The following is a 16,589-nucleotide window of genomic DNA, read 5'->3' on the forward strand; positions in this document are numbered from 1 at the left end:
TTGCCAGTCTTCGCGGTGAAATGGAGGCCTGCACAAAATCAACACAAGCCCAGGAGGGCTGTTCCATGACTTCCCCCATTTTGCTGGACGTGATCGATGGCGTTGCGACGCTTACCCTTAACCGCCCGGCGTCCCTCAATGCCCTGTCGGTGGACATGATGAAGGCCCTCGCCGAAGCCACCGCCAAACTGTCTCGCCGCGACGATCTGCGGGTGGTGCTGATTGTCGGGGCTGGCGAGCACTTCATGGCCGGCGGCGATCTGAAGGATTTCGCGTCCCATCTGCATCTTTCCCCGGAGAGTCGCCTGGCAACCTTCCGGGCCATGATCGAGCTGTACATCAATCAGAGCGTCGAGGCCCTGGCGGCTGTGCCGGTGCCGGTGATTGCCCGGGTCCAGGGGGCCTGCGCCGGTTTCGGTCTGTCGCTGGCGCTGGGCTGCGATCTGGTCGTGGCCGCCGACAGCGCCTACTTCACGAGCGCTTACGCGAGCATCGGGCTGTCTGGCGACGGCGGAGTGTCGTGGTTTCTGCCGCGCATTGTCGGCCGTCACAAGGCCTTCGAATTGCTTCTGCTGGCGGATCGCTTCGACGCCGCCGAAGCCCAGCGCCTCGGCGTGGTGAACAAGGTGGTACCGCTTGCCGAACTGGATGCCGCAGTCGCCGCGCTGGTCGGCCGTATCGTCAATGGTCCGCGGGAGACTTACGCGGAAATGAAGCGTCTGCTCAACCAGTCCGCCGACCAGTCCCTTGATGCCCAGCTCCAGCTGGAGGCCGATGCCTTTGCCCGCTGCACAACCCAGCCGAACTTCGACGAGGGCCTCAATGCCTTCCTCGGCAAGCGCAAGGCGCGCTTCAACGGCTGAGGCGGTAGACCAGCAGGCCGATCCATTCGTGGATCGCATACCAGCCGGCATAGGCGCCATTCATGTCGGGCAGCTCGAGAAAGCCTTCTTTGTCGCGGCCTTGGCTGCGGTCGCGGAAGAAGGCCGTGGGCGCCGGAATGACCTCGAAGCCGGCGTGCTCGAAGGCCTCGACGGAACGTCGCATGTGGGCGGCGTGGGTGACCAGCGCGATGCGCCGCAGGCCGGCCGGCAACAAGATCCCGGCGCACAGGTCGGCGTTTTCGCGGGTGTCCCGCGAGCGTGTTTCGGCCCACCGGACGGGCACCCGGAAGTCTTCCTCCAGTGCCGCCTTCATCAACGTGCCTTCCGGTACTTCGCCGCTTGCTGCGCCCCCCGTCACCATGACTGGCAGGCCTGACTGACGGGCCAGGCGGGCGCCGTAGCGGATTCGCTCGAGGGTCAGCCGATTGACCGTCGAGCCGCCGAATTCCGGCGCATAGCTGCGCGCGCCGCCGCCGAGGATGACGATCACGTCGGCGTGTTCAAGGCTCGCGACCTGCAGTGGCGGATGGGCTTCCAGATCGTCGAGGAGCAGCCTGACGGATACGGGTGTGATCAGCGCCAGGGCCAGGATGAGGCCACCCCAGGCCAGCATTTTTCCCGCTCGTGGTCGTTTCCGGCTGAGCAAAAGACCGATGGCGATCAGGATCAGGGGCCCCAGCGGGGGCAGGATCAGCAGGGAGAGGGTCTTTTTGAGGATGAACATGTCGAAAAGGGGGGCGTCAGGCGGGTGTCGCATTGTCGGTGGAGTGGCGCGCGGCTATTATCGCAGCGTCAATCGCGCGCCAGTCATCAGGGGAAAGATCATCGTCATCAAAGCTTGTGAGTCATGTAGAAGCGACACCGGAGCCAGGGGACCGGTGCGATGATCGAAGTCGGTGTACGTGAGGGAGTCCTGGCGCTGGTCGCCGTTCTTGGTCTGTATCTTCTTTTCATCCTGTTCCGGCTGGCGGTGCCCCGCAAGACGCCGGGAGCAGGCGAGGGTGTCCGGTCGCCGCAGACTGTGGTGGTTGATGCACCTGAGCCCATGCCAGTGTCGGTGCCGGTGCCGCGCTCCCCCGAGCCGGTGGTGCCGTTGGAGGTGCCCGTGCCCGCCGTACCGCAGGAAAGCGTCAACGATATCGAGATCCAGCAGTTGCGGCGCGATGTGGCCCAGTTGCGTACCGAGCAGGATTTTTTGCGCAGCGAGCTGGTGGCCATGCGCCTCGACATGAATGAGCTGCAGGCCGCCAAGGAGCGTCCGCCGCAGTATGTCCGGCCCGTCTCGCCGCAGCATTCCGAGGCCATGCTGCTGGCCGGGCGCGGCATCGCGGCGGCCCAGATCGCAGATCATTGCGGGATTTCGGTGGCAGAAGCCGAGCTGGTTTGTGCCCTGGCGCGGGCGGAGGATGGAACATGACCGAAGAACAGCAGGCGCCAGATCAGGACGCCACCGCAGAGGAAGATCCCCGCAAGCAGCTATGGGTGCGCGCCAGTGTTGCCGGCGGCCTGATTGGCTTGCTGCTGGGCGGCTTGTCCTTGTTCGATCACCTTTCCCGGCCGCCGGAGCCCGCCGAGATTGTGTTGCCGACCAAGCCTATCGCGCCGGCTCAGGTCGCGCCGGAAACCGGGCGGGATGCGCCGCCAGAGGTGGTCCGTGCCGGTGAAGCCGTGGACAGCGTTCCGCTCGAGGCGGCTCCGGCCACGTCCGAGGGGTCTGCGCCACCGATTCTTCCCGAGGGCGAACGGGCTGAGCGAGTGGGCAGAATCGGCGAGGGGACGCGTCCTTTGGCCCGCCCGCCGGTGTCTGCGGGGGGGGCTCCGGCCCCGCCCAGGTCTGTCGCTGCGCCTGCCGTATCCGCTCCCGTTGCTGCGGTGCCGGCGCCAGTCGGTGCCGTGGCCCCGGTGAGCCGTCCGGCTGGGGTGGTCCCTGCTCCGTCAGCCCCGGCACCCGCTCCAGCGGCCACGGCGGCGCTGCCTGCACCGGCACCGGCTGCAGCGGTGGCTGGCAAGGTCGAGGCCGCGCCGCGTTATGTGCTGCACTTCGGGATGTTTTCCAGCGTCGCCACGGCAGAGGATTTGCGGGCGCGGCTGGCTCAGGCCGGCATTCCTTCCCAGCTTGAAACCCGCGTCGTGGTCGGTCCCTTCGCCGATCGTCGGGATGCGCTGGCCGCGCAGGCGCGCCTGCGCGAAAAGGGTATCGACGCGGGGACCTTGCAACCCTTCGGGCGCTGAGCGGCGCCCGGCCTTCAGGGGGTCAGGGCTGTTCCGTGAGAATGGCGAGGGCGTGGCCGCTGCGGCAGCGCAGCGACAGGTCATGCCTGCCGCCCGTCGAGGCTTGCGGTGTCCACAGGGCGCCCTCATCACCCAGGCTGCGGGCGATTTCATAGCCGCGCTGCTTGAGCCAGACCGGGTCCAGATGCTCGGCGACCAGACGCGGTGCTTCGGGGCTGCGGGGGTGGGCGAGAACGAGGCGAAAGATTCCCATGGCGATCTCCAGATGGATTCGGCGATGGGCGCAATGTAGCGACTGAGTGTGACGGTTTTGGTGCCGTCCGGGCCCGTCGTCGGGATTCAGGATATTGCTGTGCTGTAGGTCAGGCGGCCGACCGTGGAGGAGGGGCGCAAGTCCTGCAGGATGCGGGTGGCTTCCAGCGCATCCACCGGGCGCGAAAAAAGGAAGCCCTGCATCTCGTCGCAACCGAGGTTTGCGAGGGCATTCCGCTGGTCGTCGCGCTCGACACCTTCGGCGGTGAGCTGGATGTCAAAGTTGTGGGCAATCCCGGCTATGGCGCTGATGATGGGGTGAGTGCCGGTCGTCTTGATCTGTTTCACGTAGCTGCGGTCGATTTTCAGCCGGGTGATGCCATAGCGCTGCAGGCTGCTGAGGGACGAGCAGGTGGTGCCGAAGTTGTCGATGACGATCCCCACGCCCAGGTCCCGCAAGCCCTGCATGCGCGGCCTGACCCGTTCGGCATCCTCCAGCAGCAGCCACTCGGTCACTTCGAGTTCCAGACTGTCAGCCGGCAGACTGTGGCGCACGAGGGCCCGTGAGACGGTTTCGCCAAGATCGGTGTGGTCGAAATCGCGGGATGACAGATTGGCGGCCAGACGCAGCTCGGGATAGCGGCGACGCCATGTGGCGAGCTGGGCGCAGCCGGTCTCGAGCACCCATTTGCTGATCTCGTGGATGAAGCCGGCTTCCTCGGCCAACTGTATGAAGCGCGATGGTGCGACCAGTCCGTGGGATGGATGGCGCCAGCGCAGGAGGGCTTCCATGCCGGTGACGCAGTTGCGGGAAAGGCTGATCTGCGGCTGATAGTGGAGCTCCAGTTCGTTGCGGATCAGTGCCTGGCGCAATTCGTTCTCGAGGCCGACCCGCGTCCGGTAGGTCGTGTGCATGTCCGGCGAGAAAAGGCTGTAGGCATTGCGGCCGTTGCCCTTGACCTGATGCATGGCCACGCTGGCGTGCTGGATGAGGTCTTCCGCGTTGGCACCGTCTTCGGGGTGCAGGGCGATGCCCATGCTGATGGTGGTGCTCAATTCGTTCTCGCCCAGCGGAAACGGAGTGCGCAGGGCGAGCAGGATTTTTTCGGCAATGGCCAGGGCGTGGGCCTGGGTGCCGATGTCGGGCAGCAGCACGACGAATTCGTCGCTGCCGTGGCGGGTCAGGGTGTCGCCACGACGCAGGCACTGCTTGAGGCGCAGGGCCACCGAGCGCAAGAGTGCGTCGCCTTCCCCCTGACCGTAGGTTTCGTTGACCTGCTTGAAGCGGTCCATGTCGATGAACATGACCGCGATGAGGCTTTTGCGCCGTTTGGCCTGGGCGATGGCGAGGTTCAGGCGGTCGCGGAACAGATCGCGATTGGGCAGCTGGGTCAGCGGGTCCTGGTTGGGCCGGTAGGGGTGGGCGACGGAGGTCGACTCGCCGCTGCGGACGTCCGGCAGGCAGCGTGCGGCGCCGTAGGTACCGGCGTAATGGGCCGACGCCCGGGAGTCGGTCCGGTTGTAGATGCCCGTGGCGTTGAGTACGACGCTGACCGGCCCGTTTCCGTCGCTGTCGTCGAGTCCGTACGGATTGCGGTTGAGGCGCAGTTCGAGGTTGTGCGTGGAGCGGCTGCCGGTGCGTCGTTCGTTGAAGGAAAAGCGCGCGCGTTCGAGGTCCTCGGGGTGCACGATTTCGGAGAAGTGCTTGCCGATGAGGGCATTGCGACGATGCCCGAGCAGGGACTCAATGCGCGGGTTGAGGTAATTGAAGCGCCCGTCTGCGTCGAGGGTGTAGATCAGGTCGAGGGAATTTTCGACCAGGTAGCGGTGCATCTGCTCGGAGGACTGCAGGCGCTGCTGGACGAGGCGGTTGGTGCGTTCGAGCTGGCGCTTGAGGAGGGCGCTGCTGACTGCGCGCCGGAGCTGGTCGGCGTTGTAGGGCTTGAGCAGAAAGTCGTCGGCATTGCGGCGCAGGGCGCCGATGGCGGCGTCCATCGATTGCTCGCCGCTGATCATGATGACGGATTCACGGCGGTTGTGGCTGAGCAGCCAGTCCAGCACGGCGAGGCCGGTGGCGTCGGGCAGTCGGTAGTCGAGAATGAGCAGGTCGAAGGAGCTGGTGTTCAGGCGTGCGAGTGTCTCGGCAACAGAGCCGCAATCTTCGATCAGCCGGTCATTGCTTTGCAGAAGGGCGCCGATGGAGCGTGTGAGGGATGGCTCATCGTCGACGACCAGAATGCGGACAAGAGACTCGGACGCGGTGCGCCGGTTTGCCTCCAGCGGGAAGAATGGACCTTCCCATGGGGTGACCATCTTGACTCCCTGACTAATTTTTCTATTTTGCGCCGCAATGATGCATCAAATCAGGGCGTTGCCGCCAGTGGCATGAAGATCTGGAAGACCGTGCCGGAGCCGAGCTGGCTGCGACACAGAATGGTGCCGCCGTTTGCGGTGACGAGTTCGCGGACCACTGGCAGGCCGACGCCGCTGCCGCCGGGTTTGTCGCTGCTTTTGGCGCCGCTGGCGAAGAGGCTCTGGACCCGTTCCGGGGCCAGGCCGGGGCCGTTGTCCACGATCCGGATTTCGAGGCAGGGGCTGCCGTTGGCGTTGATGCCGGCGACGGCGGAGACGGTCAGCTTGCCACCCTCGGGAATGGCTTCGGCGGCATTCTTGAACAGGTTGAGCAGAATCTGTTTGAGGGCGCCCGGGGTGATGGCGGCAGGAGGCAGGCTGGGCGAGGTGCGCAGTTCAAACTGGATGCCGCGACGTGCGAACAGCGCTTCGCCGTACAGGGCACGCAGGTCGTGAAGGATTTCGCTGACTCCGCTGTGCGCCGGACCCGTCGGGGTGATGCCGCTGAAGTCGCTGGCCTTGCGGATCAGTGTGCCGACCCGGTCGAGCTCGTCGCTCAGGAGGTTGAGCTGTTCCTTGAGGGTGGCGTCGTGGATCTTCTCGTCGATGATGCCGAGATAGGTCTTGATGACGGTCAGCGGGTTGCTGGCCTCGTGGGCGATGCGCCGGGCGTGGTCTACATAGCGGCGGGCGATGCTTTCTTCGAGTTCGTGGCGTGTCCGCTGATCGGCGCTGCGCTCGGAAATGCGCGATGTCGCTGCCAGGGTCAGGGTCTTGCGCAGGTCTTGTTCGACTTCGAGGCCCGGGTCTTCGGCGCTGGGGCACGGAAAGACGGCGACGCCGGATTCGTGGTGATTGTTCCAGGGCACGCACAGCAGTCCGTCGCTATCGAGCCAGCGGGCCAGTTGCCAGTCGGCTGCACATCGGCCGGGGGGGCGCTGGCCGCTCTGGAAGCGGGTTTCAACCTTGTCGCGATAGGCTTCGGCGATGACGCTGTGGGCATCGTCGGCGGCGATGTGAATCTGCGTCAGCCCCGGGTGGGCCGGGTTGGCGGCGCCGGTGAGGCCGTCGTTGCCGAGGGCTTTGACGAACAGCACCGGGGCGTCCATGCCGAGCAGCAGGCGGGAGGCCAGGTTGAAGTCCTGCCACGCAGTGGGGGCGTCGATCAGGGCGCTGCGGGAGAAGGCGCTGAGGGCTGCCCGGGCAATGCCGTTGTCGATGAGTTCGCTGGTGTCGTCGTCGTCCGTCGAGGTGTTCCAGGGCAGGGCCATCATGGTCGGATCGGCCTGGATGCCGAGCGTCCGTGCCTTGGCCTGCACACTGCGGGTGGTGTCGGCGAGGAGGCTGACGATGATCGAGCCTTCCAGCTGGATCAGCTGGCTGGCGGTTTCGAGGCTGGCCGCCGACTGGTTGCCGCGGTAGCTGGCCAGCTCTTCCGCCGCGGCGGCAAGGCGGACCAGCGGATGGGCCGTGCCGAGGGCTTGCGGGTCGGCGTGATGCAGGGCGATGGCATCGGCGATGCCGGCAGGCAGGCCGCAGCGGGCGGCGAGGTCGGCCGACAGGTCGGCGTGATCCTGGCCATAGCGGTCCCACTCGGTGTGCGTCAGGTTGCGCTCTTCGGTGGTGTCGGCGAGGAGTTGCGGGTAGTCGTCGGCGTATTCGGCGAGCCACAGCAGGCCGAGGTCGTGGAAGAGCCCGGTGGCATAGGCCTGTTCGGGATCCGGGTAGCCGGTTTCGTGGGCGAGATGCTCAGCGAGTTCGGCGACGAACTGGCTGTGCAGGATGTAGTGGCGGTGGGAGCGTCCGCCGACGCGGAGTCGGGGCTGCTGGATGATGTGCCTGAGGGCCCAGGCCTGGAGCAGGCCGCTGTCGATGCCCTCGAGCCGGCGCGTGATGGCATCCAGGATGCAGGCCGCTTCCGTGTCGCCGAGGGGGTCGGTGAGCAGCAACTCAAAGACCAGCACCGGGTCGAGCACGATGATGCGTGCGATGTCCTGTGCCGATGCAGACCCGACAGAGAGTGCCCGCAGGAGCGCGGTGGCGGTCTCGCGCAGGCAGGGCAGGCGCAAGGTCGGAACCGCAACGGGTCGTCGCAATTTGAATATTCGGGTATTTGGCATGAATAAAGCACGTATTTAGCAGATTTCGTGCTTTGAATTCTACGTATCCCCGGAAGCGCCAACTGTGACATAAGTTCGCCGCAGCCAGGTGCGGCAGGCTTGAGCGTGACTCAGTTCGCGGCTGCGTACAGAGTTTGCATCCCGGTGAGGTCCGGCCTCAACTGAACTGCAGGCTGTCGGCGAAGGCGAGGGCTTCCAGGTGGGCGCGGTTGATCTGCTCGGGCGAGATGTGGAGTTCGTGGGCGAGGGCGGCGAGGTCTTTGTCGTCGAAGCCTTCGAGGGCGCAGGCCAGCTTGAGGAAGGGGGCATAGACACCGTCGCCACTCAGCAGGGCGTCGGCGATCGGGGTCGGCAGGTGCATCTCTTCGAGGGCCGACTGCAGGCTGGCGCCGAGCAGCAGATGGAGCATGGAGAAGGCGCCGGTGATGAACAGGTTGTCCAGCTCTCCCTTGTCGAAAAAGGCTGCGCCGATCTTTTCCATGAAGCGTCCGCGGGCGATGGCGGTCTGCATCAGGGCCGGGGCCGAGGGGTCGCGGCTGGCCGAGACGAGGAGGACCGACAGCCACTTGTTGAGCTTTTCGTAGCCGAGGATGGTGACGGCATGGCGGAAGGACTGGATCTCGCACATCAGCCCGAAACCGGCCGAGTTGATGTAGCGCAGCAGCTTGTAGGACAGGGCCACGTCCTGCTTGAGGACGGTCTCGATTTCCTTGACCTCGGCGTTGCGGCGCACGAGGTTGAGGAGTCGGACAATTTGCGCATGGGACGGGGCCAGTTTGCCGTCGCTCTTGACGCCACGCATGAAGAACCAGCCGGAGGCGCCGTCGTAGCCCTCGAGGATCGCATTGCGAAAATCGGGCACATTGCCAAGACCCCAGGCGATGGCCAGCCCGGGTGGGTCGGCAGGTAGCGAGTGGCGCTTGGCGTCGATGATCACGAAGCGCCAGGGAATATTCGGCGGCAGGATCGTGTCGTTTTGATACCAGGTCAGGTTGAGGCTGATGCCGGCCGCCTGCAACTGCGGGATCAGGGCCAGCGTGAGCGGGTGGGCGATGGACTGGGTGGGGATTTCGACCATCGCATTGGCCGGCGCAATCCACTCCAGCAGATCCGGGGTGGGAACCAGCCGGTAGAGGCTGATGAAGACCGGATGGGTGGCCGGCCACACGTCGTCCAGACTGCTCAGGGCCTGAACGGCCGCGGCGACGGATGCCGCATGCACGATCAGCCGGTTGGCGGTGATCTTGTGCTGTTTGTTGATGACCGGTTCGCGGGTGATCAGGACGGTGTTGCTCATGGGCGCAGGCTTCCGGTGCAGGCCTCAGGTGGCCTTGGCGTCGTTCGAGAAACTGAAGGCGTCGGCGAAGAAGGCTTCTACCGGCAGGCTGCAGCGCTGGGTGAGATCCTCGCGGGCGGCGTCGATCATGGCCGGTGAGCCGCAGGCATAGACTTCGTGGCCGGACAGGTCGGGCAGATCGGTCATCAGGGCCTGGTGCGCAAAGCCGCTGCGACCGTTCCAGTTGTCGCTGGCCGGCGCATCGGACAGCACCGGTACGAAACGGAAGCCGGGCAGGCGCGCCTCCCAGCTGCGGGCGAGTTCGAGTTGATACAGGCCGGCCACGTCACGGCTGCCCCAGTACAGGGTCATCGGGCGGGTCTGCCCGGTGGCGATGGCGTTTTCGACGATGCTCTTGATCGGTGCAAAGCCGGTTCCGCCGGCCAGCAGCACGACGGGCTTGCTGGAGTCTTCGTGCAGCCGGAAGCTGCCCAGCGGGCCTTCGAAGCGCAGGATGTCTTTTTCCTTGAGCTTCTCGAACACGTGGGTGGTGAATTGGCCGCCGGGCACGAGGCGGATGTGCAGTTCGAGAAAGTCGCTGGCGGTGGGGGCGTTGGCGATGGAGAAGCTGCGGCGCTTGCCCTCGGCGAGCAGAAAGTCGATGTACTGGCCGGCGATGAACTGGAACTTCTCACTGGCCGGCAGCTTGATCTCCAGGACGATCACATCGGCGCCGAGGCGCGTCACTTTCTGGACCCGGCAGGGCAGCTTCTTGACCGGAATGTCGCCAACCCGGCTCACCTGGCGTACTTCCACTTCGACGTCGGAGCGCGCCTGGGCGCAGCACAGCAGGGCCATGCCCTGCTCGCGGTCGGCGTCGGTGAGGGTCGAGGCCGAGAAGCGGCCTGGATCCACGTCACCCGCCAGCACCTTGCTCTTGCACACGCCACAGGCGCCGTCGCGGCAACTGTAAGGAAGCAGCAGGCCGGCAGCGAGGGCGGCTTCGAGAATGGTTTCGTCGGGGGCGGCCGCAAAGTGGAGGCCGCTGGGTTGGAGGGTGACCTGGAACGACATGATGGGTGGCCGTGAGATAATCGAAAAATGAAACGTCGAAAAATGCAGCAAGTGCTGATTGTCGGGAGTGGCGATGTGGCGCGCCGGATCATTCCGTGGCTGGCCCTGCGCTTCCGGGTACGCGCCGTCGTGCGCCGTCCGGAAGAGTGTGCCGCCCTGCGTGCATTGGGCGCAACGCCGATCCTCGCCGATCTCGACCAGCCTGCCAGTCTGGATCGTCTTGCCGGCATTGCGGACTACGTGCTGCACTGCGCGCCGCCGCCCGGGCAAGGCCAGGATGATCCGCGAACCCGCCGCCTTCTGGCGGCTTTGACGCGTCGCGGGAGTCTACCACGGCGGCTAATCTATATAAGTACCACCGGCGTGTATGGCGATTGCGGTGGCGCATGGCTGGACGAAACGCATCCGCTGCGTCCCGACTCGGCCCGTGCTGGCCGGCGTGTGGCCGCCGAAGGGCATTTGCGCCGTTTTGGCCGTCGTACCGGGTGTCGGGTCAGCCTGCTGCGGGCGCCGGGCATCTATGATTCGGCCGAGCGCCTGCCGCTGGCCCGTCTGCACAAGGGCGATCCGGTGCTGGTGGCCGAAGACGACGTCTTTACCAACCACATTCATGCCGACGATCTGGCGCGCCTGCTGGCCCTGGCCCTGTTTCGCGGCAAGCCCAACCGCGCCTACAACGCCACCGACGACAGCCAGCTCAGGATGGGCGAGTATTTCGATCTGGTGGCCGATGCCGTCGGCCTGCCGCGTCCGCCGCGGGTGCCCCGGGCCGAACTGGCGGAGCGCCTGTCGGCCATGACCCTGTCTTTCATGTCCGAATCCCGCCGCCTGAAAAACGGGCGGATCAAGCGGGAACTCCGTACCGAACTACGCTATCCGACCGTTGCCGACGCCCTGCGCGCGCGCCGCGACACCGTTTCCTGACCCTCATCCCATATCGAGCCCGACATCATGTTGTATCTCAGCGTCAAAGCCCTGCACATCATCCTTGTCACCAGCTGGTTCGCCGGCCTGTTCTATCTGCCGCGCCTGTTCGTCAATCACGCGATGGTCAGCGACAAGGCCACCCTCGAGCGCCTTGAATTGATGGAGTTCAAGCTCTACCGTTTCATGACGCCGCTGGGCATTCTCGCCGTGGCCCTCGGCATGTGGCTGTGGTTCGGTTTCGGTTTCGAATGGGGCGGCTGGCTGCATGCCAAGACGGCCCTGGTGACCCTCCTGATCGTTTATCACCTCTACTGCGGGCGCCTGATGCGCGCCTTTGCCGAGGGACGCAATACCCGCAGCCACGTCTGGTACCGCTTCTTCAACGAAGTGCCGGTGCTGGTGCTGTTCGTGGTGGTGTTCCTCGTCGTGCTGAAGCCCTTCTGATTTATTTACCGGATTCCTGCCTTGAATTTCTTCGCCCCTTGCCCGCGCGGCCTTGAGCTGCTCCTCGTCGATGAGCTTCGTGCCATCGGCGCCACCGACCCCAAGGCCCTGCCTGGCGGCGTCCAGTTCTCCGGCGACTGGGCCTTGTGCTACCGCGCCAACCTGGAGAGCCGCATCGCCAGCCGGGTGCTGTGGCAGATCACCATGGGCCGCTACCGTAGCGAAGAGGACATCTACCGGATCGCCTATGCACCGACCTGGGCCCGCTGGTTCACCACGGAGCAGACCATCCGCGTCTTCGTCACGGCGCACAAGTCGCCGCTGCGCAGCCTGGAGTTCGCCACCCTGCGCATCAAGGATGCGGTGTGCGACCACTTCCGTACCGTGTCCGGCGTGCGGCCGAGCGTGGACACGCAGACACCGGATATCCGTATCCACGCCTTCCTGTCGGCAGATACGGTGACGCTGTATCTCGATACGTCGGGTGAGCCGCTTTACAAGCGGGGCTTCAAGGAGGCCTCGGTGGAAGCGCCGCTGAAGGAAAACCTGGCCGCCGGCATCCTGCGTCTGACCGGCTGGAATCCGGCCGAAGAGGCCCTCTGCGACCCGATGTGCGGCAGTGGCACCTTCCTCATCGAAGCCGCCCAGATGGCCCTCGACGTGGCCCCGGGCCTTGGCCGTCACTTTGCTTTCGAGGGCTTCAAGCACTTCGAGCCGGACACCTGGAAGCCCATTCGCCAGGCCGCCGAAGACCGTCGTCTGGCCCCGCGGCCGCTGGCGATCTACGGTTCGGACATCAACGAAACCCAGCAGCGCAAGGCCTTCGTGAACCTGCGCAGTGCGGGCCTCGAAGGGTGTGTGCAAGTGGGGCAGGCGGATTTGCTGGATATGGAATCACCCGAGCCGTCCGGCGTCCTGATCGCCAATCCGCCCTATGGCGTGCGCCTGTCGGATACCTCCGAGCTGGAAGCCTTCTACCCGAAGCTGGGCGATGCCCTCAAGGCTCACTGGACTGGCTGGCGCTGCTACTTCTTCACCGGCGATCCGGCCCTGCCCAAGGGGGTGCGCCTGAAAGCCAGCAAACGCACGCCGCTGTTCAACGGCGCCATCGAATGCCGGCTGTTCGAATATCAGATGATCGCCGGCTCGGCGCGCAAGCCGAAGCCTGCAGCCGAGTGATTGCTCAGACGATGTCGAGGTTCTGAATCCCGGAAAGCATGTCCTTGTCGCCGCGGCGGCTCTTGAGTTTGATCTGCAGACGCAGATCGTTCATGGAGTCGGCGTTGCGCAGGGCATCTTCGTAGGTGATCACGCCTTTTTCGTAGAGATCGAAAAGGCTCTGGTCGAAGGTCTGCATGCCGAGTTCGGCAGAGCGCTTCATCACTTCCTTGATGCCCGGGATTTCGCCCTTGAAGATCAGGTCGGAAATCAGCGGTGAATTGAGCATCACCTCCACCGCCGGCACGCGGCCCTTGCGGTCGCACATGGGCAGCAGGCGCTGGGAAATCAGTGCCCGCAGGTTGAGGGACAGATCCATCAGCAACTGGTGGCGGCGCTCTTCAGGGAAGAAGTTGATGATCCGGTCGATGGCCTGGTTGGCGCTGTTGGCGTGCAGCGTGGCCAGGCACAGGTGACCGGTTTCGGCGAAGGCGATGGCGTAGTTCATGGTTTCCCGATCGCGGATTTCGCCCATCAGGATGACGTCCGGTGCCTGCCGGAGGGTGTTCTTCAGCGCCGGCTCCCAGGAGTCGGTGTCGATGCCGACTTCACGCTGGGTGACGATGCAGTTCTTGTGGGTATGCACGAACTCGATCGGGTCTTCGACGGTGATGATGTGCCCGAAACTCTTCTCGTTGCGGAAGTCCACCATCGCCGCGAGGGAGGTGGTCTTGCCGGTGCCGGTGCCGCCGACGAAGATCACCAGCCCGCGCTTGGACATGGCGATGTCCTTGAGCACCGGCGGCAGGCCGAGTTCGTCGAAGGTGGGGATTTTCTGGGGAATCGTCCGCAGGACCAGCCCGACCTGGCCCTGCTGGATGAAGGCATTGGCGCGGAAGCGCCCGATGCCGGGCGGCGAAATGGCGAAGTTGCATTCCTTGGTGGCTTCGAACTCCTGAGCCTGCCGGTCGCTCATGATGACCCGGGCCAGCTCGGACGTATGGCTGTGGGTGAGCAACTGGTTGGACTGGGGGACGATCTTGCCGTCGATCTTGATGGCCGGCGGAAAGTTGGTCGTGATGAACAGATCGGAGCCGTTCTTCTGCCGCATCAGCCGCAGAAGGTCGTGCATGAACTTGAGTGCCTGGTCGCGTTCCATGGTGCTTTCCTATTACCGGTTCAAGCCGGGAAACTGTCCTTGTTCTGGGCGCGCATGCGCGCTTCGGCGCTGGATACGATGTTGCGCCGGACCATGTCGGCCAGGCATTGGTCGAGCGTCTGCATGCCGATATTCTGGCCGGTCTGGATGGACGAGTACATCTGGGCAACCTTGTTCTCGCGGATCAGGTTGCGGATGGCCGGGGTGCCGATCATGATTTCGTGGGCGGCCACGCGTCCGCTGCCGTCCTTGGTTTTCAGCAGGGTCTGGGAAATCACCGCCCGCAGGGATTCGGACATCATCGCGCGGACCATGTCCTTTTCGGCAGCAGGGAAGACGTCGACGATCCGGTCGATGGTCTTGGCGGCCGACGAGGTGTGCAGGGTGCCGAACACCAGGTGACCGGTTTCGGCGGCGGTGAGCGCCAGGCGGATGGTTTCCAGGTCGCGCATTTCGCCCACCAGAATCACGTCCGGATCTTCCCGCAGGGACGAGCGCAGGGCCGCGTTGAAGGACTGGGTGTCGCGGGCCACTTCCCGCTGGTTGATCAGGCAGCGCTTGGATTCGTGCACGAATTCGATCGGGTCCTCGATGGTCAGGATGTGGCCGTATTCGGTTTCATTGACGTAATCCACCATCGCCGCCAGCGTCGTCGACTTGCCCGAGCCCGTGGGGCCGGTAACCAGCACGATGCCGCGGGGCTGGTTGGCGATTTCCTTGAAGATCTTCGGGCAGTTCAGTTCTTCAAGGGTCAGCACCTTGGACGGAATGACCCGGAAAACCGCTGCCGCCCCGCGGTTCTGATTGAAGGCGTTAACCCGGAAGCGCGCCAGGTTGGGGATTTCGAAAGAGAAGTCGGTCTCGAAGAACTCTTCGTACTGCTTGCGCTGCGAGTCGTTCATGATGTCGTACACCATGCCGTGCACATCCTTGTGCAGCAGTGCCGGCAGGTTGATGCGCCGAATGTCGCCATGGACCCGAATCATCGGCGGCAGGCCGGACGAAAGGTGCAGGTCGGAGGCCTTGTTCTTGACGGTGAAGGCAAGCAGTTCGGTGATGTCCATCGTGGATACTCGCAGAGACAGCGGGATTGGCGGGTCGAATTTCGGTCTGTGGCCCGATGCTATACTCAGCGGCCTCTTCAGCCCAGAAATTAAGCTTTGGAAGATTATAAGTCAGGCATTTCCGGCCGCCTTCAAAACCTTGCCCTGCGCATAGCCCGTGCGGCTGAGGCCGTCGGGCGCGAGCCGGCCGGCGTGCGCCTGCTGGCGGTGAGCAAGACCTGGCCGGCCGACAGCGTGCGCGAAGCGGCCGCGGCCGGTCAGCGGGCCTTTGGCGAGAATTACGTGCAGGAAGGCGTGGCCAAGGTCGAGGCGCTGGCCGGGCTGGGGCTCGAATGGCACTTCATCGGCCCGCTGCAAAGCAACAAGACCCGCCTGGTGGCCAACAGTTTTGCGTGGGTGCATTCCATCGACCGGCTGAAGATCGCCGAGCGCCTGTCCGAGCAGCGCGACGTGCATCTGCCGCCGCTCGACGTGTGCATCCAGGTCAATGTGAGTGGCGAGGCGAGCAAGAGCGGCGTGGCGCCGGATGATCTCCCCGAACTCGCCCGTGCCGTGGCGGCCCTGCCGCGCCTGCGCTTGCGCGGGCTGATGGCAATCCCCGAACCGACTTCCGACGTGGCCCTGCAACGGGCCCGTTTTGCGAGCCTGCGGCAGCTCCGCGAGCAACTCAACGCGGGCGGGCTGCAGCTCGACACGCTGTCCATGGGCATGTCCGACGACCTGGAGGCAGCGATTGCCGAGGGTTCGACGATGGTCCGGGTGGGCACGGCGATCTTCGGCGGTCGCGCTTGAGCATTCCTTATTGAATTCAACTGGTGGAAAGAAACCGATGAAAATCACCTTCCTGGGTGGCGGCAACATGGCGGCGGCCCTGATCGGCGGCCTGGTCAAGCAGGGCTTCAAGGCGGCGGATGTGCAGGCTGTCGAGTTGTCGGCCGAAGGGCGCGCCAAGCTCGAAAGCCAGTTTGGCGTGCGGGCGGTCGAGTCGCTCGACGAGCAGGCGCTGGCCTGCGACGTGCTGGTGCTGGCGGTCAAGCCGCAACAGCTCAAGGCCGCGGTGGCGCCGATTGCCGGACGGCTGACGACCCAGGTGGTGGTGAGCATTGCCGCCGGCCTGCGTCTGGTGGACATCGGCCGCTGGCTGGGGGATTACCACACGCTGGTGCGGGCCATGCCCAATACGCCGGCCCTGATCGGTGCCGGCATCACCGGGCTGTTTGCCGATGCGTCGGTGAGCGCCGCCGGGCGCGCCGCGGCCGAGCAGGTGTTGGCGGCGGTCGGGAGCACCGTGTGGGTGGCCGAGGAAGCCCAGATCGACGGCGTTACCGCCGTTTCGGGCAGCGGCCCGGCCTATGTTTTCCACTTCATCGAATGCCTGCAGGCGGCGGGTGAATCCCTGGGTTTCGACGAAGCCACGGCCCGCAAGCTGGCCATCGATACGGTGCTGGGTGCGGCAAAACTGGCTGCCGACAGCGACGAAGCACCGGGCGTGCTGCGCGAGCGGGTCACGTCGAAGGGCGGCACTACCGCGGCCGCGTTGGCATCCTTTGCCGCCGACGGCTTTCCGGCCATCGTGACGCGTGCCGTGGCGGCTGCCGAAGCGCGCGGCCGCGAGCTCGGCGAGCAGCTCGGCCGCGACTGACAACG

16 protein-coding genes are annotated in these 16,589 nt (G+C 65.1%); 8 read left to right on the plus strand and 8 right to left on the minus strand.

Annotated elements, in window-relative coordinates:
- Window positions 1-65: 65 nt before the first annotated feature.
- Window positions 66-863: an enoyl-CoA hydratase/isomerase family protein gene (locus ETQ85_RS15430; RefSeq protein WP_148579963.1), complete on the plus strand. Its 798-nt coding sequence runs from the start codon at window positions 66-68 to the stop codon at window positions 861-863.
- Here ETQ85_RS15430 and ETQ85_RS15435 read toward each other — a convergent pair.
- Window positions 853-1,608 carry a YdcF family protein gene (locus ETQ85_RS15435; protein ID WP_148579964.1) on the minus strand — a complete coding sequence of 252 codons (756 nt, stop codon included), beginning with the start codon at window positions 1,606-1,608 and terminating at the stop codon, window positions 853-855. The two genes, ETQ85_RS15430 and ETQ85_RS15435, sit on opposite strands and share 11 nt — an antisense overlap.
- Window positions 1,609-1,767: 159 nt before the next feature.
- Between ETQ85_RS15435 and ETQ85_RS15440 the strand changes: the two genes are divergently transcribed.
- The gene (locus tag ETQ85_RS15440) at window positions 1,768-2,301 is read left to right on the plus strand and encodes a DUF2802 domain-containing protein (RefSeq protein WP_148579965.1); all 534 of its coding nucleotides are present in this window, start codon (window positions 1,768-1,770) and stop codon (window positions 2,299-2,301) included.
- Window positions 2,298-3,116, plus strand: a complete 819-nt coding sequence (locus tag ETQ85_RS15445) for an SPOR domain-containing protein (RefSeq protein ID WP_148579966.1) — start codon at window positions 2,298-2,300, stop codon at window positions 3,114-3,116. The genes ETQ85_RS15440 and ETQ85_RS15445 overlap by 4 nt, the downstream gene beginning before the upstream one ends.
- A 22-nt stretch (window positions 3,117-3,138) precedes the next feature.
- Here ETQ85_RS15445 and ETQ85_RS15450 read toward each other — a convergent pair whose 3' ends face one another.
- The 5 genes from ETQ85_RS15450 to ETQ85_RS15470 form a co-directional block, all read right to left on the minus strand.
- Entirely contained in the window at window positions 3,139-3,369 is a 231-nt protein-coding gene (locus ETQ85_RS15450; protein ID WP_148579967.1) for a hypothetical protein, read from the minus strand.
- Window positions 3,370-3,455: 86 nt separating this feature from the next.
- The gene (locus ETQ85_RS15455) at window positions 3,456-5,681 is read right to left on the minus strand and encodes a putative bifunctional diguanylate cyclase/phosphodiesterase (protein WP_148579968.1); all 2,226 of its coding nucleotides are present in this window, start codon (window positions 5,679-5,681) and stop codon (window positions 3,456-3,458) included.
- A 50-nt stretch (window positions 5,682-5,731) separates the two neighbouring features.
- Entirely contained in the window at window positions 5,732-7,816 is a 2,085-nt protein-coding gene (locus tag ETQ85_RS15460) for an ATP-binding protein (protein ID WP_187394730.1), read from the minus strand.
- A gap of 181 nt (window positions 7,817-7,997) precedes the next feature.
- The gene (locus ETQ85_RS15465; RefSeq protein ID WP_148579970.1) at window positions 7,998-9,137 is read right to left on the minus strand and encodes an EAL and HDOD domain-containing protein; all 1,140 of its coding nucleotides are present in this window, start codon (window positions 9,135-9,137) and stop codon (window positions 7,998-8,000) included.
- Window positions 9,138-9,161: 24 nt separating this feature from the next.
- Window positions 9,162-10,190, minus strand: coding sequence for a CDP-6-deoxy-delta-3,4-glucoseen reductase (locus ETQ85_RS15470; RefSeq protein ID WP_148579971.1), 1,029 nt, complete (start codon window positions 10,188-10,190; stop codon window positions 9,162-9,164).
- 42 nt (window positions 10,191-10,232) lie between these two features.
- On the opposite strand from ETQ85_RS15470, the gene ETQ85_RS15475 reads away from it, so the two are divergent.
- Genes ETQ85_RS15475 through ETQ85_RS15485 form a run of 3 tightly spaced genes read left to right on the plus strand, consistent with a single transcriptional unit; the run spans window position 10,233 to window position 12,740 of the window.
- On the plus strand, window positions 10,233-11,114 hold the full coding sequence (locus ETQ85_RS15475) for an NAD(P)H-binding protein (protein ID WP_148580041.1): 882 nt from the start codon (window positions 10,233-10,235) through the stop codon (window positions 11,112-11,114).
- Between the two features lie 27 nt (window positions 11,115-11,141).
- Window positions 11,142-11,561, plus strand: coding sequence for a CopD family protein (locus ETQ85_RS15480; protein ID WP_148579972.1), 420 nt, complete (start codon window positions 11,142-11,144; stop codon window positions 11,559-11,561).
- Window positions 11,562-11,582: 21 nt separating this feature from the next.
- On the plus strand, window positions 11,583-12,740 hold the full coding sequence (locus tag ETQ85_RS15485) for a THUMP domain-containing class I SAM-dependent RNA methyltransferase (RefSeq protein WP_246128782.1): 1,158 nt from the start codon (window positions 11,583-11,585) through the stop codon (window positions 12,738-12,740).
- A gap of 4 nt (window positions 12,741-12,744) precedes the next feature.
- On the opposite strand, the gene ETQ85_RS15490 is transcribed toward ETQ85_RS15485, so the two are convergent.
- Together ETQ85_RS15490 and ETQ85_RS15495 are read right to left on the minus strand one after the other, a co-directional pair.
- The gene (locus tag ETQ85_RS15490) at window positions 12,745-13,878 is read right to left on the minus strand and encodes a PilT/PilU family type 4a pilus ATPase (RefSeq protein ID WP_148579974.1); all 1,134 of its coding nucleotides are present in this window, start codon (window positions 13,876-13,878) and stop codon (window positions 12,745-12,747) included.
- Window positions 13,879-13,898: 20 nt separating this feature from the next.
- A complete protein-coding gene (locus ETQ85_RS15495; protein WP_148579975.1) occupies window positions 13,899-14,942 on the minus strand; it encodes a type IV pilus twitching motility protein PilT in 1,044 nt (347 codons plus the stop codon).
- A 96-nt stretch (window positions 14,943-15,038) separates the two neighbouring features.
- Here ETQ85_RS15495 and ETQ85_RS15500 point away from each other — a divergent pair, with 96 nt between their 5' ends.
- Window positions 15,039-15,734, plus strand: a complete 696-nt coding sequence (locus ETQ85_RS15500) for a YggS family pyridoxal phosphate-dependent enzyme (RefSeq protein ID WP_148579976.1) — start codon at window positions 15,039-15,041, stop codon at window positions 15,732-15,734.
- Between the two features lie 37 nt (window positions 15,735-15,771).
- A complete protein-coding gene (gene proC, locus ETQ85_RS15505) occupies window positions 15,772-16,584 on the plus strand; it encodes a pyrroline-5-carboxylate reductase (protein WP_148579977.1) in 813 nt (270 codons plus the stop codon).
- Window positions 16,585-16,589: the final 5 nt, after the last annotated feature.

Source organism: Zoogloea oleivorans, assembly GCF_008107625.1.
In the GTDB taxonomy this organism is placed as follows: domain Bacteria; phylum Pseudomonadota; class Gammaproteobacteria; order Burkholderiales; family Rhodocyclaceae; genus Zoogloea; species Zoogloea oleivorans.